Origin of the sequence: Enterococcus alishanensis, from assembly GCF_019218635.1 — a bacterium.
GTDB classification, from domain to species: Bacteria; Bacillota; Bacilli; order Lactobacillales; family Enterococcaceae; genus Enterococcus_A; species Enterococcus_A alishanensis.
The window spans coordinates 131256-152292 of record NZ_JAHUZB010000005.1 but is presented as its reverse complement, the minus strand read 5'-3'; the positions used below and the strand labels follow the sequence as shown (position 1 = coordinate 152292).

The 21037-nt window shown below is 35.8% G+C and carries 20 protein-coding genes and 1 other annotated feature (1 of these 21 running past the window's edge); of the genes, 16 read left to right on the top strand and 4 right to left on the bottom strand.

What is annotated here, in order from left to right:
• Window positions 1–123, top strand: a binding site (T-box leader); it begins 131 nt to the left of the window's first position.
• 66 nt (window positions 124–189) lie between these two features.
• From KUA55_RS13310 to KUA55_RS13300, 3 genes are read left to right on the top strand one after another with little or no spacing between them, the layout of a single operon-like run.
• Window positions 190–1296 carry a 5-methyltetrahydropteroyltriglutamate--homocysteine S-methyltransferase gene (locus tag KUA55_RS13310; protein WP_218326870.1) on the top strand — a complete coding sequence of 369 codons (1107 nt, stop codon included), beginning with the start codon at window positions 190–192 and terminating at the stop codon, window positions 1294–1296.
• 25 nt (window positions 1297–1321) lie between these two features.
• Window positions 1322–2593, top strand: a complete 1272-nt coding sequence (locus tag KUA55_RS13305) for an O-acetylhomoserine aminocarboxypropyltransferase/cysteine synthase family protein (RefSeq protein ID WP_218326869.1) — start codon at window positions 1322–1324, stop codon at window positions 2591–2593.
• A gap of 4 nt (window positions 2594–2597) precedes the next feature.
• On the top strand, window positions 2598–3488 hold the full coding sequence (locus tag KUA55_RS13300; protein WP_218326868.1) for a homoserine O-succinyltransferase: 891 nt from the start codon (window positions 2598–2600) through the stop codon (window positions 3486–3488).
• Window positions 3489–3525: 37 nt separating this feature from the next.
• Here the strand turns inward: KUA55_RS13300 and KUA55_RS13295 are convergent, their stop codons facing one another.
• Together KUA55_RS13295 and KUA55_RS13290 are read right to left on the bottom strand one after the other, a co-directional pair.
• Entirely contained in the window at window positions 3526–4008 is a 483-nt protein-coding gene (locus KUA55_RS13295) for a Dps family protein (protein ID WP_218326867.1), read from the bottom strand.
• 207 nt (window positions 4009–4215) lie between these two features.
• Window positions 4216–4842: an isochorismatase family protein gene (locus KUA55_RS13290; RefSeq protein ID WP_218326866.1), complete on the bottom strand. Its 627-nt coding sequence runs from the start codon at window positions 4840–4842 to the stop codon at window positions 4216–4218.
• Window positions 4843–5096: 254 nt separating this feature from the next.
• Here KUA55_RS13290 and KUA55_RS13285 point away from each other — a divergent pair, with 254 nt between their 5' ends.
• From KUA55_RS13285 to KUA55_RS13275, 3 genes are all read left to right on the top strand, one after another.
• Entirely contained in the window at window positions 5097–5252 is a 156-nt protein-coding gene (locus KUA55_RS13285) for a hypothetical protein (RefSeq protein ID WP_218326865.1), read from the top strand.
• 93 nt (window positions 5253–5345) lie between these two features.
• Window positions 5346–6305 carry an alpha/beta hydrolase gene (locus KUA55_RS13280; RefSeq protein WP_246601527.1) on the top strand — a complete coding sequence of 320 codons (960 nt, stop codon included), beginning with the start codon at window positions 5346–5348 and terminating at the stop codon, window positions 6303–6305.
• Between the two features lie 114 nt (window positions 6306–6419).
• The gene (locus tag KUA55_RS13275) at window positions 6420–7151 is read left to right on the top strand and encodes a class I SAM-dependent methyltransferase (RefSeq protein WP_218326864.1); all 732 of its coding nucleotides are present in this window, start codon (window positions 6420–6422) and stop codon (window positions 7149–7151) included.
• A 159-nt stretch (window positions 7152–7310) separates the two neighbouring features.
• On the opposite strand, the gene KUA55_RS13270 is transcribed toward KUA55_RS13275, so the two are convergent.
• On the bottom strand, window positions 7311–8024 hold the full coding sequence (locus tag KUA55_RS13270) for an AraC family ligand binding domain-containing protein (protein WP_218326863.1): 714 nt from the start codon (window positions 8022–8024) through the stop codon (window positions 7311–7313).
• Entirely contained in the window at window positions 8017–9168 is a 1152-nt protein-coding gene (locus KUA55_RS13265) for an AraC family transcriptional regulator (protein ID WP_218326862.1), read from the bottom strand. Before KUA55_RS13265 ends, KUA55_RS13270 begins: the two co-directional genes overlap by 8 nt.
• 112 nt (window positions 9169–9280) lie before the next feature.
• On the opposite strand from KUA55_RS13265, the gene KUA55_RS13260 reads away from it, so the two are divergent.
• The 10 genes from KUA55_RS13260 (at window position 9281) to KUA55_RS13220 (ending at window position 21037) form a co-directional block, all read left to right on the top strand.
• Window positions 9281–10258, top strand: coding sequence for an NAD-dependent epimerase/dehydratase family protein (locus KUA55_RS13260; RefSeq protein ID WP_218326861.1), 978 nt, complete (start codon window positions 9281–9283; stop codon window positions 10256–10258).
• Between the two features lie 200 nt (window positions 10259–10458).
• The gene (locus tag KUA55_RS18360; RefSeq protein ID WP_246601526.1) at window positions 10459–10851 is read left to right on the top strand and encodes a GtrA family protein; all 393 of its coding nucleotides are present in this window, start codon (window positions 10459–10461) and stop codon (window positions 10849–10851) included.
• A gap of 3 nt (window positions 10852–10854) precedes the next feature.
• Window positions 10855–12957, top strand: a complete 2103-nt coding sequence (locus KUA55_RS13255; RefSeq protein WP_246601525.1) for an ArnT family glycosyltransferase — start codon at window positions 10855–10857, stop codon at window positions 12955–12957.
• 13 nt (window positions 12958–12970) lie between these two features.
• Entirely contained in the window at window positions 12971–13963 is a 993-nt protein-coding gene (locus KUA55_RS13250; RefSeq protein WP_218326860.1) for a glycosyltransferase family 2 protein, read from the top strand.
• A gap of 90 nt (window positions 13964–14053) precedes the next feature.
• Window positions 14054–16636, top strand: a complete 2583-nt coding sequence (locus KUA55_RS13245; RefSeq protein WP_218326859.1) for a sigma 54-interacting transcriptional regulator — start codon at window positions 14054–14056, stop codon at window positions 16634–16636.
• A 127-nt stretch (window positions 16637–16763) separates the two neighbouring features.
• Window positions 16764–17180, top strand: coding sequence for a PTS sugar transporter subunit IIA (locus KUA55_RS13240; protein ID WP_218326858.1), 417 nt, complete (start codon window positions 16764–16766; stop codon window positions 17178–17180).
• Window positions 17181–17195: 15 nt separating this feature from the next.
• On the top strand, window positions 17196–17687 hold the full coding sequence (locus KUA55_RS13235; RefSeq protein ID WP_218326857.1) for a PTS sugar transporter subunit IIB: 492 nt from the start codon (window positions 17196–17198) through the stop codon (window positions 17685–17687).
• Window positions 17688–17699: 12 nt separating this feature from the next.
• Window positions 17700–18509, top strand: coding sequence for a PTS mannose/fructose/sorbose/N-acetylgalactosamine transporter subunit IIC (locus KUA55_RS13230; RefSeq protein WP_218326856.1), 810 nt, complete (start codon window positions 17700–17702; stop codon window positions 18507–18509).
• Window positions 18506–19324 carry a PTS system mannose/fructose/sorbose family transporter subunit IID gene (locus tag KUA55_RS13225; protein WP_218326855.1) on the top strand — a complete coding sequence of 273 codons (819 nt, stop codon included), beginning with the start codon at window positions 18506–18508 and terminating at the stop codon, window positions 19322–19324. Before KUA55_RS13230 ends, KUA55_RS13225 begins: the two co-directional genes overlap by 4 nt.
• Before the next feature lie 12 nt (window positions 19325–19336).
• Window positions 19337–21037 carry a glycoside hydrolase family 13 protein gene (locus KUA55_RS13220; protein WP_218326854.1) on the top strand — a complete coding sequence of 567 codons (1701 nt, stop codon included), beginning with the start codon at window positions 19337–19339 and terminating at the stop codon, window positions 21035–21037.

Sequence of the window (21037 nt, the reverse complement as noted above, 5' to 3'; positions counted from 1 at the left end):
GTACACGGATATTCCCGTTACAAGAATCCCATTATCACACAGATTGTGTCGTATTGGAGCAGAGGTAAAAGCAGATGCTTTTATAAAAATAAGGTGGTACCATGTAGTCCATACATCCTTAGGAGAGTTTATACTCTTCTGAGGATTTTTTTTACCTCGAATTTAGTTATCGAAATGGAGGAAATTATTATGTGTAAAGTAAATCGTTATGAAATCGTGGGAAGTTTTTTAAGACCGGAAGTATTAAAAGAAGTGCGAGCAGCATTTGAAGCAAAAGAGATTACGCAAAATGAATTGACTGAAGTGGAAAATACTGAAATAAAAAAATTAGTTGAAAAACAAAAAGCAGCAGATTTAAATGTTTTCAGTGATGGCGAGTTCCGCCGAAGCTATTGGCACCTAGATTTTTTCTGGGGTTTAAATGGTGTTGAGCATAATGTGAGAGACCAAGGCTATTTATTTCAAGGAGAAGAAACACGGGCCGATTCTGCTCGCTTAGATGGGAAGATTGCTTTTAATCCTGAACATCCAGTTTTTGAAGAATTTTCTTTTCTAACGGAATTGGTACCGGCTGAAAAAATCCGTCACAGTATTCCAGCACCAGCACAGCTTCATTCAGAATTGGTTCGAGGTGATAATGCCGATAAAATCGCTGAATTTTATGACGAGGAAGAAGATTTATATCAAGATATTGCCAAAGCTTATCGTGAAACCATTCTTCATCTATATGAATTAGGTGCTCGCCAAATTAAGTTAGATGATTGCACCTGGGGAATGATTGCTGACGAAAATTATTCGAAAACTAAATATGCAGAAGGTTTTGATTTAGAGGGCTTGAAAAAATTGTATGTTCGCTTAAATAATGACGCGATTGTCGATTTACCAGAAGATTTAAGCATTACAACTCATGTCTGTCGTGGAAATTATCATTCGACTTGGGCAGCTTCTGGTGGTTACGAAGCAGTTGGTGAAACTTTATTCGGTCAAGAAAATGCTGATGCTTTCTTTTTAGAATATGATGATGATCGCTCAGGAGATTTTGCACCGTTACGCAATTTACCAGCAGATAAGAAAGTTGTTTTAGGACTAATTACTAGTAAAAATGGTCAATTAGAAGATAAACAGACGATTATTGATCGAATTAAAGAAGCTAGCCAATATGTTTCATTAGACCGTATTAGTTTAAGCCCTCAATGTGGTTTTGCTTCGACAGAAGAAGGCAATATTTTAACTGAAGAAGATCAATGGAAGAAATTGCAACTGGTTAAAGAAATTACTGAGGAAATTTGGGGCTAAAGATTTAAAAAAGGAGGAATGGACAATGACAGATAAATTTGAAACGATTCAGTTACATGGCGGACAAACGGTTGATGCGGACACAGGAAGTCGGGCAGTACCCATTTATCAAACAACATCCTATGTTTTTGAAGATGCTGATCAAGCGGCAGCTCGTTTTGCTTTAACCGATGCCGGTAATATTTATACCCGAATTACAAATCCAACCAATGATGTATTGGAACAACGATTAGCATTATTGGAAGGTGGCGTAGGAGCGTTAGTTACGGCCTCTGGTTCGGCGGCGATTACTTATGCGATACAAAATCTCGCTGTAGCAGGCGATCATATTGTTTCAGCAGCGAGTATTTATGGTGGCACATATAATTTATTTGCACATACGTTGCCTGAATTTGGGATTGAAACGACCTTTGTTGATTCAGATGATCCACAAAATTTTGCAGAAGCGATTAAAGAGAATACTAAAGCTATCTTTGTGGAATCATTAGGAAATCCAGATATTACGATTGTTGAACTAGATAAAATTGCTGAAATTGCCCATGCCGCAGGAATTCCTGTGATTGTTGATAATACTTTTGCGACAGCCTATTTATTTAAACCGTTTGAATTTGGTGCCGATATTGTCGTGTATTCGACTACAAAATATATTGGTGGACATGGGGCGGCTCTTGGTGGTGCTATTATTGATTCCGGGAATTTTGATTGGACCAATGGTAAATTTCCTCGTTTAGTTGAGCCTGATCAAAGCTATCACGGGATTTCTTGGGTGGAAGCAGCTGGTAAAGCGGCGTTTATTACACGAGCAAGAACAATTTTACTGCGAGATACTGGAGCGGCGGCCTCTCCATTTAATTCTTGGGTGATTTTATTAGGACTTGAGACCTTATCATTACGTTTAGAACGTCATGTGGAAAATGCGCAGAAGGTTGCGGAGTATCTAGAAAATCATCCGAAAGTGGATTGGGTCAATTATCCAGGGCTGAAAAGTAGTAAATATTATGACCTAGGACAAAAATACTTTCCTAAAGGTGCTAGCGCTATCTTTACTTTTGGCGTATCGGGTGGTAGCGATGCTGGGAAAAAATTGATTAATCAAACCAAGTTATTCTCTTTATTAGCCAATGTTGGCGATGCAAAATCCTTGATCATTCATCCAGCTTCAACCACTCATTCACAATTAAATGAAGAACAATTAGTCGAAGCCGGCATTAAACCAGAAACGATTAGGCTGTCGATTGGTTTAGAAAATATTGCTGATTTGATTGCTGATCTAGACCAAGCATTGCAAGGGATTTAAGGCGATGCCAGTGAAAATTTTAGCTGGTTTGCCCGTCAAAAAAATGTTGGCCGCCGAAGGTATTTTTACGATGGACAAGGAGCGGGCAAGCAAACAGGACATCCGCCCTTTAAAATTTGCGATTGTGAATCTGATGCCAAAAAAAATCGAAACTGAATTACAATTACTCCGATTAATTTCTCAAAGTCCATTGCAAATTGAAGTAGACTTTGTTCAGATGGCCTCCCATCAAGCAAAAAATATTAGTGCCAGTTATTTGGAAACTTTTTATCTAACTTTTCCAGAAATGAAAGAAAATTATTATGACGGCTTGATTATTACTGGTGCACCAGTGGAAAAACTGCCTTTTGAAGCGGTGGATTATTGGCAGGAGTTAGAAGAAATCATGGCGTGGAGCCAGAGTCATGTTACTAGTAATTTGCATATTTGCTGGGGTGCGCAGGCGGGATTGTATCACCATTACCAAGTGGAGAAAACTAATTATCAGGAAAAAGTTTTCGGAATTTTTGAAAATCAAATTCAAGAAGATGACCGTTTGATTCGTGGGTTTAGTGACTGCTTTTTTAGTCCGCAATCCCGGTATACCGGTGTAAATGCTACACAAATTGCAGAACAACCATTAAAAATTGTGGCCAATCACCCAGAATTAGGACCGTTGATTCTGGTTTCAGAAGACCGTAAAAATGTTTTTGTGTTAGGTCATTTGGAATATGATACCGACACTTTAGAACAAGAATATTTGCGGGATAAAGCAAAAGGTTTGGCTACTAGAGCGCCAGTGAATTATTATCAAACAGGAAATGAAATAAAAAATTCTTGGCGCTCGGAAGCTTGTTTGTTTTATCATAATTGGGTCAATGAAGTCTATCAACGCACACCTTATGAATGGGTATAAAAAAACTGGAGATAAAAATCTCCAGTTTTTTGCTGTTTTAATGGGTTACATATTCAGGATCTAATTCTGGTGCTTTACCAAGTTTAGCTTGAATCATCCAAACTTTCTTTTCAATATCGGTTTTGTTAGCGATGAAGATATCTTGGGTTGAATCGTCGCCTTCATCACCAGAAATTTCGATACCTTTTTGATAAAGGTCAGCTAAATAACGATAGCCTTTAACTAAAATTTCCATTCTTTCAGGAATTGTGCGACTGAAAGTACCTTTTTCATCGGGAATACCAGTGTTTTCAGCGAATTCTTTTAAGGTTGAGTAAGGAGCACCATCTAAGGTAATTAAACGTTCAGAAATGACATCAAGTTGGTCGTTAATTTCATCCATATAGTCATCCATTAATGGGTGCAAAGTCAAAAACTCAGGTCCACGCATATACCAATGGGTTTGGTGAATCACGACAGAAAATTGACTCAAGTCAGCAACTAATTGATTTAATACTTCTTTTGTTTTTTCATACTTCATATTGAATTCCTCCTTATAACTATTACAATTAATATTAAACCATATTCAGCAGAATAGTTGAAATTAAACGCCTTAAATGAGAAAGATAATCATTAATTGAAAATGAAAATAGGAGTGGATATTTATTTTTCTTCTTGCGGCTGTCCCTTTTTAGAAAAAAAGTCTAAAAAGTATATTTAGACTTTCTCTTTAAAAAGAATCAACTCATTAATTAGCACTTTCAGTTTGAGGGAAAGCTCCTGAATCAACCAAAGCTTTTACAAAACCAGGAACAGTTTCTGAACGATTCCAATCCCGTTGTAATTCACAGGCCAATTGCGCGATTGAAGTTAATTGCGCACCAGCTTGTTCGACACGACGTAGAGCAGTTTCATGGGCTAAAGGAGAAGTACCACCAACAGCGTCAACAACTGGGAAAACTTCATAACCTTCTCTTAAAGCATCTAACGTTGGGAAAGTTAAACAAGCTTCTGTCCATAAAGCTAAAATAATTATTTTTTTGCGGCCAGTTGCTTTAATTGCTTCATTAAATTCTTTGTCTTCCCAAGCGTTAATGGAAGTTCGATCATAAGATGGTACATCTTCACCAATCATTTTTTTCAAAACAGGGACAGTATCTTGATTGCGACCAGTTTTTACGTTAACTGTTGATAAAACAATAGGAATATTATAGGTATTCGCTAATTCAATCACGACTTCGGCATTTTTAACCAATTGAGAATTGTTCATGGAGTTGATTGAATTTACTTGCGTTGGTTGATAGTCGATAACAGCTAAAACCATATCATCTGGGGACATTAATTGATCTTCAATTCTTTTTGCATAACTTGTCATAATAAACACTCCTTTTCTTGAAATGAATTGTACGCCTAAAAAAATAAATAGAGAAACAATTAGTTTTACCAACTTATATTTTTAACAAAACTCTTTTTATCTTTAAATTGACGAGTAAATTGTATGCTAATTAAATATTTTCTATTTATATAATAATAAAGTGAAAATTAAAAATTCGTTCCGTGGGTTGTTCTCGACTAAAAAATATGTCAAAATGGTTTTGCAATGTTTTAACAAGACAAGGGGTATCAATCATGAAAGAAGCACTAATTATTTTGCTACTGCTAGGCTTTATTGGTTTTTTGTTTAAAGATGGCGAAAAAACTTTTTATAAAGAACGGAAAGCTGGCAAAGGTGTCATGGCATCGGCATTATCAAGTATTCGAGTCGGCTGGTTACATCTATTTTAAAAACATTTGTATCCCTCAGTATATTCAATTGAGGGATATTTTTTAGGTTATAATCAACAAAATAGAAAGCGCTTAAAAAAGGAGTACCATAACATGTTAAAAATTATCGTTGGAATTATTCTGTTATTCATCATCGCGGACTTTTTAGTTGCCTATAAGCTATTTAAAATTGCTTTTGTAAATACAACTAATCGTAGCCAAGCCATGTCAGCCGAACACAATGTGATTCCTACAGCTGATGATGAAGCAGAAAAAAACTTACAAAATACTAAAGAAAATTGGTTAAATGAGACTATCGAAAAAAAAGTTTATATCACCAGTCATGATGGTCTAAAATTAGTTGGTTTCCAATATTTTACAGAGTCTTTATCAAATCATTGGGCTATTTTGATTCATGGGTTTGACAGTCAACATCAGGAAATGTTTGACAAGGCGCCCTTTTTTCAAGCTTTAGGGTTTAATTTATTATTGCCAGATGCGCGGGCCCATGGGGAAAGTGATGGAAAATACATTGGTTTTGGTTGGCCGGAAAGAGAAGATATCAAGCAATGGATTGATTTTATTCTTAGTCAAGATACCGATGCTGAAATTATTTTGTATGGCGTCTCGATGGGGGGCGCTACTGCTATGATGACTGCTGGTGAAAAGTTACCGAAGCAAGTCGTGGCCGTAATTGAAGACTGCGGTTATTCTTCGGTTGCTGAAGAATTGGCCTATCAATTAAAACAGTTATTCAATCTGCCAGCCTTTCCACTGATTCCAACAGTTTCAATCATTAATTATTTTCATCAAGGTTGGTGGCTAAGAGAGGCTAGTTCAACGAAACAATTAGCAAAAACACGCCTGCCAGTTTTATTTATTCATGGGACTGAAGATCGTTTCGTTCCTTTTGAAATGATGCAAGAAAATTATTTGGCAACGCCCACTGCCAAAAGAGTATTGACTGTTGAAGGCGCACAACATGCAAAGGCAGGAGTAACGGCTGGTTCTGTATACTGGGAGACAGTAAAAGAGTTTTTAACTGAAAATACAGATATGAAGAATCTTGACTGATGAATGTGTTAAGCTTAACGTATAAAAAAGATTGGAGCTGGTGAAATGATCGCTCATAAAAGGGATGTTCTCCGTGTAGTTTAGGTAAATAAAAATTACATGGAGGAATTTAAAATGAAGAATATTTACGATAACGAAGAATTTTTTAAACAGTATAGTCAGATGGATCGCAGTAAAAAAGGGTTAGCGGGTGCAGGTGAGTGGCAGACATTAGAAAAATTATTGCCGAATTTTCAAGATAAGTCAGTTTTGGATCTAGGTTGTGGCTATGGTTGGCACTGTATTTATGCCGCAGAACATGGCGCTAAAAAGGTTCACGGTGTGGATTTATCAGAAAAAATGATTACTGTGGCACGAGAAAAAAATCATTTCCAGCAAGTCACTTATCAACAAGCGGATATTGCGACAGTTGATTTTCCAGAAAATAGTTTTGATATTGTCATGAGCTCATTAGCTTTTCATTATTTGCCTGATTTTGCAGGTATTGCGAAGAAAGTCCACCATTATTTGAAACCAGATGGTATTTTTGTTTTTTCTGTAGAGCATCCGATTTTTACGGCTGCAGGTAGTCAAGATTGGTACTATAATGAAAATGGAGAAATTTTGCATTTTCCAGTAGATAATTATTTTTATGAAGGTGAACGTAAAGCCCATTTCTTAAATAGTCAAGTGGTGAAATATCATAAAACCCTAACAACTTATCTGGATGGCTTATTGCAAAATGGTTTTATGATTGAACGCATTGTAGAACCGACACCGGCTGAAGATTTATTAGATTTACCGGGAATGAAAGATGAACTCCGTCGTCCGATGATGTTAATCGTTAGAAGTAAAAATCAAATTTAAAGTCGAGCCTGTTACAAATTAGTTTTGTGACAGGCTTTTTGATTTGTTGTCTTATAAAAATATATTGAATATCTGGTTTAATTTTTTTCTCAATGTTTAATAGATAGTTGATTATACAAAATTTGAATATCAGCATGAAAACCACCTGCCAACTTAAAATTAAGCATTGTATCCATTATTGCTTCGTAAATTGTTTGAAAAGCGGGAAAAACTCAGACCAGTATTTTCTTTGATTATCCGCTGGACCTCAACAGAGCTTATTCCTAAAGCTTGACTAACCTGAACTACTGATGGTTTTTTGGAATAGTTTTGTTGTAAGTAATTAAGAACTAAACCAGCTAAGGTCTTATTTTTTTGAATAGTTTGCGCATTTTTTTGGTTCCTGTCATAAAGATAAACACAGTAAGTTAGCAAAGCAATAACCAGATTTTGATTATTTGTAGGATTAGCATGTTGTAATTCTTGACAATAAAACATTAACAAGACCTGATTTTGTGCGGGAATTTGAGTAATCGGTAACGGTTGGTCCAAATGCTTTAAGTCATCAAAGAAAGTATGTCCTTCTGTTGAAGCAACCAATAATAACCGTAAAGGAAAACGCATTTGGTAGTATAGTAAATTTTCTTGCTGATTTACGATAAAGCGATGAGCTTGATTAGGTAAAACCGCGATTAAGTTTCCTTTCTCCAACTCAACATAGTGTTGACCAAACTGAAATTTGGCTGAACCATCAATCATAAAATAAAAAATGAAATCCTTTTGGATCAGGTAGTCACTAGATTGATTCATAGAATATTTTCGTAAAACTAGTCTGTCACTAGAGAAATCCTTTCTTAAATAATCAAGACTTGTATATGGAAAATGCTCAGTCATTAAGATGCCTCCTTTGTGCTGGTGACTCATGATAATAGCTTTGATAATTTCGAGCAAAGGTATGATAATCGACAAAACCCACGAGTTCACCAATTTTTTCCGCTGATAAGTCTAAAGAAATCAATAAAGTATGGGCCATTTGTAAACGAAAAATTGTCAATAAAGCCTTAAAAGATAAGCCAAAATATTTTTGTAATGTTTGATTGATTTTTTCCTTTGAATAATTGGTTGCAGCAACTAAGTCCTTCAACAATAAAGGATGCTGACAGTTTTCTAACATATAACTGACAATTTCCCAAGCATCTAAAGAATCAATTGATTGATTTTTGTGATTGAGCTGACTGCGATAAGCCTGAGGTGTCATTTGCTGAACCAGTTTGAATTGTTTATAAAAATTGGCTTCATTTTGATAACCACAAATTTTAGCAATTTGATTAATCGATAAATCAGAAAATTGCAGTAATCCACTGGCGTTTCTGATTCGAACTTGGTTTAAAATTTGTCCAAAAGTAAAGCTAGTCAATTTCTTAATGCTGGCTTTTACTTTCTCTGGAGAAATCGAAAACTCTTGAGCAACTTTTTCAGGTGTTAATGATTCTTGATGGAAAAATTGAAGATATTGAATCAACTGCCAAGTAAGTTGAAAGTCAGGCATTTTCTCAGTGGGCTGACTGGTGAATAAGTGACTAATATAGGAAACCAGAGAGAGATTTAATAAGCGTAAAGTGGAATCTTCAGATTGGGCGTCAGCGATATGGCTTTCTAGTAAGAGTTTTATATGCTGTTGCTGCGTACTGGACAATTGAATATAGGGAACGTTGTGCTGTAATTTTTTTAAAACAGCTAAGTAATTTTCTTTATTTGTAGCAGTTAATAAAAATAGACCTAAGGAAAAATAAATTCGATAGACAGTAACTGTTGAACTGAGTAATTGAATGTTACGGACGTGGTAAGGCATTAATTGTAAAAGACAGCCTGCATGTATTTGAAAAGGCTCATCATTAATAGAAATAGTAAAGGAACCTTCAATCACCAATAAAAGTTCAACTTCATCGGTAAAATAATTGTTTTGATCTTCTCGCCAAGTTTCTAAAGAAATGGATAATTGGCTGGGATCAAAATGCTGTGAAAAATAATTAACCATAAAAACACTCCTAAGTTAGTGGATAGCTTTTTTTTGAACAGTTTTTGTTAATCGATTTTATTATACTATAAATAAAGATATGTGAAAAAATATACAAAAGGAGTGGTTTATAATGTCAAAAGTTTTTATTTTAGGCGGTACCGGCTTTTTAGGTTATTACACAACGAAGGAATTACTGCGACGCGGTTATCAAGTGAAAACCATCGCGTTGCCACCACTACCAACGGATGATCTATTGCCTAAAGAGGTTGAATATACTTTAGGAAATATCAACGAACTAAATGACCAAGACATTATTCAATTATTGTCTGACTGCGAAGGATTCATTTATGCTGCAGGTGCTGATGAACGGGTAACACCAGAAAAACCAGCGATGAAATTTTTCTATGAAGCCAATGTGCTACCAACACAGCGATTGGCTCGACTAGCAAAACTTGCTGGTGTTAAAAAGTTTGTGGTCTTTAACTCTTATTTTGCTGAATTTGCTGAACGTTTGCCGGAATTTCATCTGCGGGATCAGGCTTATCCTAATACACGTTTGTTACAAGAACAGGTTGCTTTTGCTGAAGGCGAAGGTGAAATGACTGTTAGCTCATTACGTCTGCCATATATTTTCGGCACAATGCCAGGACGGATGCCTCTTTGGAAAATGTTTGTTGACCAAGCGAAAAATCAACCAGTTTTTCCAGCAGCTCTTGGCGGGACAGCAATGGTAACTGTTGAACAAGTTGCAGAAGCAGCAGTTGGTGCATTAGAAAATGGCAAGCATCGTGGGACTTATGCGATCTCAGCTTTAAATATGAAATATCAAACCTTCTATCAAATGATTGTTGAAGCATTAGGTCAAACAGAAACTACTCAAGTTCCTGTCCTTTCTTATCAAGAATTAGGACCTGCTTATGAAGAAATTGATCGTCAGGCAGATGCTGAAGGAGTAGAACATGGTATTCACATGGCAGTCAGCTTAAAATTACAAATGGAAGATTTATATTTAAATCCGAACGATACAATGCCACTATTAGGTATCAAAGAGCATGATGTTCTAGCATCAATCAAAGAAACTTTAGCAAAATGTGTGGCTGCTGAATAGATTATTTATTTTAAAGAGGAAGAAACTTTTTTATCGAAGTTTCTTCCTCTTTTTTTCATGTTTAGATTTTTTCCTCAAACAATCTTCACAGAGGTAAATAATTTAATAATCTTAAAAATAAAAAAAAGGACAAAATAGCTGTTTTAAGTTTGAGTTAAGCTAGTAATTGATAATGAAAGACAGAGAAGGGATGTGAGTTGATGCAATTACCACTTCAACCAAATCAACGGCAATTTATTCAATTTAGTTTAGTTGGATTTTTGAATACAGTTTTAACCTGGATAATTTATTGGTGCCTGATTTTAATTATTCCGGCAACGTTGGCAATTGCCTTTGGTTATCTTGTAACATCAGTCATTGGTTTTATTTTAAATCAGAAAAAAGTTTTTAAAAGTACCTCGACAGCAAAAAATACCTATTGGAAGTATTATTTATTGTATGGAGCGACATTGCTATTAAGCATGGGATTAACTTATGTGTGGACTACTAGTTTCCAATTGTCTCAACTAACAGCACCAATATTTACAGTGGCCTTTACTCTGCCAATTAATTTTTTATTTAGCAAGTTTTGGGTATTTAAGAGGAGTCGATGATTAATGAAAAGAAAAATAGATATTTATTTAGCAATTATTTTAATACTAGCTTTATTTTTATATGCTTGGGGAATTTGGGATGCTGGTTCAGCCAATTCATATTATACTGCCGCAGTCACTAGTATGGTTCAAAGCTGGCACAATTTTTTCTATGGGGCTTTTGATGCTGCTGGATTTATTACAGTGGATAAACCACCTGTAGCTTTATGGTTTATGGCTATTTCAGCCAAAATTTTTGGTGTTCACGGCTGGAGTGTGGTTTTACCGTCGGTTTTATTTGGTGTTGGGTCGGTCTACTTAATGTATCGCTTAGTAAAACCAAGATTTGGTGTGCTTGCCGGAAGAATAGCGGCTTTAACCATGACCTTAACGCCGATTGTTGTAGCGAATTCACGAACCAACAATATGGACGCTACTTTAGTTTTTTTCATGTTACTAGCTGTTCGTTACGTATTTAAAGCAGTTGAAGTAAAGAAACAGAGATATTTATGGATTGGCTTTGCATTGATAGGTGTGGCTTTTAACGTAAAAATGTTACAAGCATTTATGATCTTACCAGCGCTTTACTTATTTTATTTCTTTGCTTCGTCAGTCAGTTGGAAGAAAAAAATTGTTCATTCCGCTGTAGCTACGATATTTTTAGCTGTCTTTACTTTAGCTTACCCAGTCTATGTTGATCATGTATCAGCAAGTGACCGTCCTTATATTGGCAGTTCACAAACCAATTCTTTATTAGAGTTAGCCTTTGGATATAACGGGACAGAAAGACTTTTAGGTCAGTCAACTGGAACGGGTGGTACTTTTCCCGGCATGGGAAACAGTGGGGAAAATAATACCCAAGATGGACAAATGCAACCGCCTAGTGGAAATAACAGTGAGCAAGGAATGACACCCCCTACTGATGGTGGCAATGCCAATCAAATGCCCAGCAATAATACTTCTATGGAAACCTCTCAAGGAGATGGTTTTGATGGAGAAAGACAAGGTGGCGGACCTGGAGGAACAGGTGGTGGAGGCGGTGCTTTTAATATCGGGAGTGCAGGACCTTTACGCTTATTCCAATCTGAATTAGGGCCACAAGTTAGTTGGCTGTTACCATTAGCATTAATCAGTTTGGTTGCTTCCTTTTTCTATTTTAGAAATAAGAAAAAATGGTATCGTCTTACTAAAAAACAAGCCCATATTATGTTTTGGGGTGTTTGGTTAGTAGCGGTTGGCAGCTTTTTCAGTATTGCTTCCTTTTTCCATCCTTATTATTTAATTATGTTAGCACCACCAATTGCTGCTGGTGTTGGTATTGGCATTGCTAGTTTATTTAAAAAAGATTTATCTGGTGGCAAAAAAATTATTGTGGGAATTGCTGGATTAAGTACGGCTGGTTTGCAGGCATATTTCCTAGCTTCTTACAGTTTATTAGCAGCTGGTTTAGTAGTTGCAGCAACGATTATTTTGATTGGCTTATTGTTTATCTCAAAATTGAAAGTCCACAGTAAAAAAATAATTTATGGCTTATTAACAGTTTTATTTATTGCACCAGCATTTTGGTCTTTGACACCGACATTAGCGCATCAGTCGGCAGCAATTCCAACAACTGGACCGGAATTACTCAGTCAAGGTGGCGCAACTGGAGGTCTAGGTTCTGAATCGGTCAATGAACAATTATTGGCTTACTTAGAAGAAAATCAAGGATCAGCTGAATATTTATTTGCAACAACTGATTCTAATTCAGCTTCACCTTATATTATTGCTTCTGGTAAGGCAGTGATGGCGATCGGTGGATACAATGGAACTGATCCAGCGATTACGCTAAAACAATTCAAGCAATTAGTTAAAGCAGGAAAGATTAAGTATTTCTATGCTAGTGGCAATAAAAATAGCACGTCTGATATTGCAGAATGGGTGGCAGAAAATGGTACCGAAGTGGACGCCAGTGAATATGGTGGACAAACTACAACAGAAGAGACAAATTCACAGCCTGAAAACGCCAGTGATTCAACAGAAGGAACGATTCAATCTAATCAAATTGGATTAATGCAAGGTGCCGGTATGGGCGGTGGTATGGATAGCGGTACCCTGTACCAATTATCAGCAGATTCAGTTAATTAAGGAGGGGAAGTTTATGGAGCAGCAACCTTTAATTTCGATTGTTTTACCAGTCTTTAATGAAGAAGAAACGCTGAATGAAACAATCTTACAAATTCAACATTATATCAATAGTCAACCAGCAACATTTGAAGTGATTTATGTGGATGATGGTTCAAATGATGACAGTGTTGAATTGATTCGGGCAGCAATTCAACAGTATCCATCTATCCGGCTGGTTCAGTTTTCAAGAAATTTTGGTCATCAAATAGCAATCTCTGCAGGTATTCGTTATGCCTCAGGTGATGCAGTAGTAGTAATGGATGCAGATTTACAAGATCCACCGGAAGTGATTACTCAAATGATTGAAAAATGGCGGGAAGGCTATGATGTGGTCTATGGTAAACGACGTTCTAGACAAGGGGAGAGCTATTTCAAAAAAATTAGTGCTCAGATATTTTATCGTTTGCTTTCAAAAATGACTGATACGGAAATACCTTTAGATACTGGTGATTTTCGTTTAATGGATAAAAAAGTGATTACTCAATTAAAGAGAATGAATGAAACTCAACCATTTGTGCGAGGCATGGTTAGCTGGGTGGGATTTAAACAAACGGCAGTTATGTATGAACGGCATGAGCGTTTTGCAGGAGAATCTAAATATCCTTTGAGAAAAATGTTGTCACTGGCTTTTGATGGCATAACATCATTTTCAGTCGTTCCATTAAAGTTAGCCAATTATTTTGGCGGATTGTTGTTAGCAATTGATTTTTTATATTTGGTCATACATTTATTAATTGGAAATATGACGACCGACCATTGGATTATTGTGAATTTGTTAGGAATCGGCGGCGGTTTATCAATTGCAGTTGGAATGGTGGGCATTTATTTAGAACGAATTGTTAGCCAAAGCAAAGACCGGCCGTTGTATATTATCGATGAATTGATTGGTTTTCCTTATCAATCAAAGATTACAAAAAAAAATTTAGTAAAAAATGCCCATGGTATCCGCCAAAGCGCCAATGGTTGAGCCTGAAAAAAGATCAATCGTCTTTTTAAAGATGATTGGTCTTTTTTGATTTGTTATAATTAAATGAAGAGATTTGGAAGAGGTGAGAAAATGAAACGTTCACGCTATGTCGTGCTGGATCATTTAAAAGAGTTGGCTGAACAAAAAGAAAATATATCGACCCAAGCAGTTGCTGAAAATATTAATTTAAGTCGTAATGTTGTGACGACTTATTTATCTCAGTTATTAGAAGAGGGTTTAGTAGAAAAATATGGCACCCGCCCCGTCTATTGGCGACCAAAAACTGAAAAAAAAGATGCTTTTTCAGCTTTTATTGGTGCGAATGGAAGTTTAAAAGAAGCGATTGATGAGTCTAAAGCAGCAGTGACTTATCCGCCAAATGGGTTTCCAATTTTGATTACGGGAGAATCTGGTGTCGGTAAAAGTTATTTGGCGGGCTTGATTCACCAATATGCGATTCAACAAAAAGTCATTGGAAATCATGCCAATTTTGTGACGTTAAACTGCGCAGATTACGCTAATAATCCAGAATTGTTGTCTTCAGTTTTATTTGGTTATCGTAAAGGGGCTTTTACTGGAGCAAATGAAGATACTGATGGTTTGGTGCAACAAGCCGATGGTGGTTTTTTGTTTTTAGATGAAGTGCATCGTTTAAATAGTGAAAATCAAGAAAAACTATTTACTTTGTTAGATTTAGGGCAGTATTATCCATTAGGAGAAAAAGAGCAACCAATAGAAGTTAATTTGCGATTTATTTTTGCGACAACTGAATCGTTAGATGATACCTTATTACGAACTTTTCGTCGACGGGTTCCTATGAGTATTCAGTTGCCTGCTTTTCATCAAAGACCGATTCACGAGCGGTTAGAAATTACTTTTAACAATTTCATCACTGAAGCAACTAGTTTAAAAAAAGAAATGCAGGTAGGCTTAAGTGAAATTTTTCAACTAGTCAATCAGCATTATAAAGGTAATTTAGGAGATCTAAAAAATAATGTCCGCCTGTTAGCTGCCCGAGCATTGATGGAACAGCCAGAAAAAGTCGAACTGCAAATAGGAGATATGAGTCTTGGCAGTGTCACACTCAGTCAAGGTACCCAATCCACTAGCTTGACCAATCGGTTGTTTGCGGAAACGCTAGAACAATTAATCGCGACTGTTTTTGTTTCTGATAAGATTGCCGAGATGAACGAAACTCGTTTTTCTGTCCGCACAGAAATAAAAAAATTGCGGCGGCATTTTAATAATTCGGATTTAAGTGAATTATTAGTAGATAGCTTTTCCCAAATGTTGACAGTTAAAATGCAAACTTTCAAACAGAAATACGGTATTTTTAATCAAGTTTCAGCCAATGAAATAAATGAAGCGGGAATTTTAATTTATTTGTTGATGGAAGCAGCTGAAGTACCGGCACTTCCCCAAAATATCTTGACGATGATTAAAGGAAAATATTCCTGTTCTTATTATTTAATGGGAGAATTTGTCACTTTATTAAAAGATGATTTTGCGATTTCTGCGGAGCAAGCTGAGTTGTTGCAAGCATTATTGTTATTTGTTCTGATCGGTGAGGAGTATCAAGAAATTGAAAAAGTCCCTTTTTTTTGCTTGCTATTGTCTCATGGAAACATGGCTTCCAGTATTCAAAAGGTAGTCAATGGTTTGTGTCAGACGTATCTCTTTGAAGCTTTTGATATGCCGATTGATGCGTCGATGTTGGCAATCAGTAAAGAAGTTGAGAAATTTTTATTAAAACAAAATAAACCTGATCAAGAAGTGATTCTGTTGTTTGATATGGGTTCATTGAGTCAGATGTACAAAGAAATCAAGAAACAATCGGATGCTGATTTAATGGTAATCAATAATTTGACTACCTCAATGGCATTAGATATTGGTTTACAAGTTCAGCAGCAGCGGCCTTTTAAAGAAATTGCAAAAAAAGCTGAGAATTACAGTCAATTAACAAATGTTCAATATTTTGAAGGTCTTTCACAAAATCGAAATATTATTGTTTCTTGTATGTCCGGTGTCGGTTTATCGGAAGAAATCAAAAGTATGATGAATAAATGTTTACGGGAAGACACTGAAATTATTACGATGGATTATAAAGATTTGAAAACCACGTTGAATTCCCATGACTTAGATTATTTTTCCAATACCCAAATGATTTTAACGACAACCGATATTGATTCTTTTGACGAAATTTCAATTATTAATATTTATGATGTGATGGAACCAGAAGGTGCAAATCTAATGAAACAATTACTGGTAGAAAACGGTGAGTCAGTTAGCGCGACCGATGAATTACTAGATCAGTTTCTAGCCTTCTTTACGATTGAAGGAATCGCTGCGCGCTTACAGTTTTTAAATCCCGAAATTGTCATTAAAGAAGTCCAAGAAATCATTGAAAAATATGAACAGTATTATGAGTTAACCTTAAGTGGTCGAGATAAGCTGAATTTATATATGCATATCGCGTTAATGATTGAGCGAATGATGGTGAGTTCTCGTAAAGGTGAAGAAATTGTCAGTTTGGAAGAAGATTTAGATAGTGAGAAAAAAGAATTTTACTCAGTATCTAAAAATATTTTCCATAATGTCGAAACCAAATATAATATCCTTATTGACGAATATGAGCTGTCATTAATGTATGAACTGCTTAAAACACGTTTCTAAATTGAATGCTTAAAATAGTGCCCGAAATATTGAGCACTATTTTTTTGTGCTTAAAGGAGTACTCATATCAATGAAATTAAAGTTGGCACGCTAATTGCTTTTATAAAAGTGAGAAGGAGGTTGTGAGATGACAAAATTTGCAATCGCAACACATGGGAATTTTGCTAAAGGCTTAGAAAGTACGTTGGAATTATTTGTTCCCAATCAAGATATTACTTTTCTTTCAGCTTACGTTGAGGATCTTCCGCCAATCGAGCAGCAATTGGAAGATTTCTTTGCAAATTTAGATAATGAAGAATTAGTTGTTGTATTTACCGACTTATTCGGAGGAAGCGTCAATCAAAAAGTACTATTAGGTAGTGAAGGGAAAAATATTCAGATTATTGCCGGCTTTAATTTGCCAATTGTTTTAGAAATTATTTTGAATCAAGAAGATTTAACAACTGAAAAAATACAACAATTAATCGAAGCAAGTCGCGAAGCACTTCAAATAGTCCCACCAATCAATCAAATAGAAGAAAATGAAGAAGAGTTTTTTGCATAAAAGGAGAAGATGAAAATGATTAAAGCTTTACGAGTAGATGAAAGATTAGTCCATGGACAAATTGCGATGGTATGGTCGAAAGATTTGAAATTAGATGGCTTAGTAGTAGCAAATGATGAAACAGCTGCTAATCCTACGCAACAAATGGCTTTAAAAATGGCAGTACCTTCAGGTATAAAAATTATTATTAAAAGTGTTGATGATGCCGCAGCCTTAGTAAAAAATCCTAAAGCTGGGAATATGCGGCTGATGGTACTAGTCAGGACCGTTGCAGATGCAGTAAAATTCGCCAGTCAAGTCGATGATATTGAATATGTCAATGTTGGAAATGTTGGCAAAACAGTTGGTGAAGATAAAAAAACTATTACCAAGTTTGTCATGTTGACAGATAGTGAAATTGCTAGCTTAAAAGAACTAGTAACTATTTATCCAGAAACAGCTTTTCAAGTGATTCCAAGTGATGAAAAAACGTTAGCATCAGAAATTATTAGTAAACAAGGACTATAAGGGGGAACTTAAATGTTAAATGCATTAATTGTAGCAGGAGTTGTATTTTTCTGTTTGTCCATGAATGAGTTAATTGGATTTAGTTTGTTATGGCGACCGATCGTGGTTTCTCCATTAGTTGGTCTACTAATGGGCGATCTGCAAACTGGATTGATTGTAGGCGCATCTTTAGAAACAATCTTTATGGGAATTATTAATGTCGGCGGTGCTTCGGCAGCCGAGCCTGGTTTAGCAGCTGCATTAGCTACAGCCTTTTCGATTCAAAACGGAAGCGGTGTTGAAGCAGCGATCGTATTAGCAATTCCGATTGCTATTTTAGGACAACAAGTGAAAACATTGATCTATATTTTTTGGAATGGTGCCTTTACTGAAAAATTCACTAAATTAGCTGGAGAAAATAAGCAAAAAGAATTTGTTCGATTACATTTCTTTGTTTGGTTCGGCTGGTGGTTCTTATATGCATTAGTACCGTTTTTCGCTATGTATTTTGGTTCGACTGCAGTAGAAAGTGCTTTGAATGCTATTCCAGAAGTAATTATGAACGGGTTAAATATTGCCGGTGGACTATTACCAGCAGTCGGGATGGCAATGCTATTGAAAATGCTTTGGTCTACTGAGATTGCAGTCTATTTCTTCTTGGGCTTTGTATTGATTGCTTACTTTGAATTACCACTAATTGCTGTTGCCGTGATTGGTTTTATTATCGCCATCATTTTTGCACAAATTGATTTCCACTTTAATAAAATTTCTAATCGAACTGCACCAGCTGCAGTTGTTGAAGATGATGGATTATCACAAGAAGAGGAGGATTTCTTCGCATGAAAATAACTAAATTACCTCAAGAGGAAAAGAAATTAGTCAAAAGTATGTTTTGGCGTTCACTAACTTTATATGCTTCTGTTAATCCAGCAAAACAAGGTGCTAATGGTTTTGCTTACTCAATGTTGCCATTTATCAATCACTTTTATAAAACAGAAGATCAACAAGCAGAAGCATTTTTACGTCACAATGTTTATTTCAATACAACGGTTCCGATGGCTTCCTTTGTAATGGGGATTGCAGCTTCAATGGAAAAAGAAAACAGTGAGAAACCTGATTTTGATGTTTCTTCAATCACTGCGATTAAAACCAGTTTGATGGGACCTTTAGCCGGAATTGGTGATTCTATTTTCATGGGTGTATGGCGCGTATTAATTGCTGGGATCGCGATTAGTTTAGCGCAATCTGGCAATATTATTGCTCCAATTTTCTTCGCTATCGGTTTTAGCTCATTACCTTGGGTTGTTCGTTACTATGGTGCATTTTTAGGCTATTCTTTAGGCTCAAAATATATTGAACGACTGTATTCAGAAGGCTTAATTTCGATTCTTTCAAAAGCTGCCAGTATTGTTGGATTAATCATGGTAGGTGCTATGACCTCATCAATGGTGATGTTTGATACAAAATTGGATTTTAAAATTCAAGGTGAATCTGTTTTAAATGTACAGGAGATGTTAGATTCATTATTTGTCGGTATTGTGCCACTATTATTAACCTTGCTTTGCTTTAAATTATTAAACAAAAAAATGAGTGTCACCGTTCTAATGGTGCTAATTATTGTTTTAGGAATATTGTTGTCAGTTTTAGGTATTGCTTAAAAGGAGTATGTGATGAATTCAGAATGGTGGAAACAAAGTGTTGTTTATCAAGTCTATCCAAAAAGTTTTTATGATAGCAACCAAGATGGATCAGGAGATATTCGAGGAATTATTGAAAAACTGGACTATTTAAAGAAATTAGGTATCGATGTAATTTGGCTTAATCCATTGTATCAGTCGCCATATGTGGATAATGGCTATGATATTTCTGATTATTATCAGATTAATCCTGATTTCGGAACGATGGCAGATTTTGACGCGTTATTACAAGAAGCCCATCAACGAGATATTAAAATCATTATGGATTTGGTAGTCAATCATACTTCTGATCAACATGAATGGTTCAAAAAAAGTCAGCAAGTGCCCAAAAACAAATACCGTGACTATTATATTTGGAAAGATCCTGTAGAGGGTCACGAACCAACCAATTGGGGCTCAAGTTTTGGCGGCTCCACTTGGGAATTTAACGAAGAAATTGGGCAATATTATTTACATTTATTTGCGAAAGAACAACCGGATTTAAATTGGGAAAATCCAGAAGTCAGACAAGAAATTTATAAAATGATGCGTTTTTGGTTAGATAAAGGGATTGACGGTTTTCGAATGGATGTGATCAGCTTACTCTCAAAAAAACCTGATTATCCAGATGGCCGTGTGATTCAAAATAGAAAATTAGGAACCTATTATGACGGCGCCTCAAATGGACCGCGAGTCCATGAATTTTTACATGAAATGTATCAAGAAGTTCTGTCTCATTACGATGTTTTAACAGTTGGTGAAACGCCTAACACGAATGCAGATCAAGGTGTTTTGTATTCTGATCCAACACGGGAAGAATTAAATATGGTTTTTCATTTTGAGCATATGCATGTGGATTATGGTAAATATGGTAAATATTCCAATGCTAGCTTTAAATTAACAGATTTGAAAAAAGTTTTAACTGAATGGCAAGAAAAACTCTATCAAAAAGGCTGGAATAGTTTGTATTGGAATAATCATGACCAAGCGCGGGTGATTTCAAGGTTTGGTGACGATCAAGAGTATCGCGTAACCTCTGGGAAAATGTTAGCGACATTATTACACTTTATGCAAGGAACTCCTTACATTTATCAAGGAGAAGAAATTGGTATGACCAACGTGAAGTTTCCGGAATTAACTGACTATCAAGATTTGGATGTATTTAATACTTACAAAGAATTAACAGAGATGCATCAATTGTCCCATGAGTTTGCAATGGAAGCAATTCATGCCAAATCACGTGATAACGCTCGTACACCAATGCAATGGAGTGAGGAAAAGTTTGCCGGATTTTCAAAAGTTAATCCATGGTTAGCGGTCAATTCAAACTATCCAGCAATCAATGTTGAAAAAGCTTTAGAAGACCCTAATTCCTTATTTTATTACTATCAAAAATTGATTCAGTTAAGAAAAGAGTATGAAATCATCACAACTGGTCGTTATCAATTGCTAGCTGCTGATTCGGAAAAAATTTATTATTATACACGAGAAACTGACGATCAAATCTTAGTTGTTGTTTGTTCGTTTTCAAACGAAACCGAAGAATTTGTTTTAGAAAATTATTCAGATTTGGCAACTCACTCTGAAGCTAAATTGTTAAGTGGCAACTATCTAGAGGCTAGTCAAGTAGCCTCAGAAATGATTTTAAAACCATACGAGGCAGTGGCCTATTTGTTTGATAAGAAAGGAAAGTGA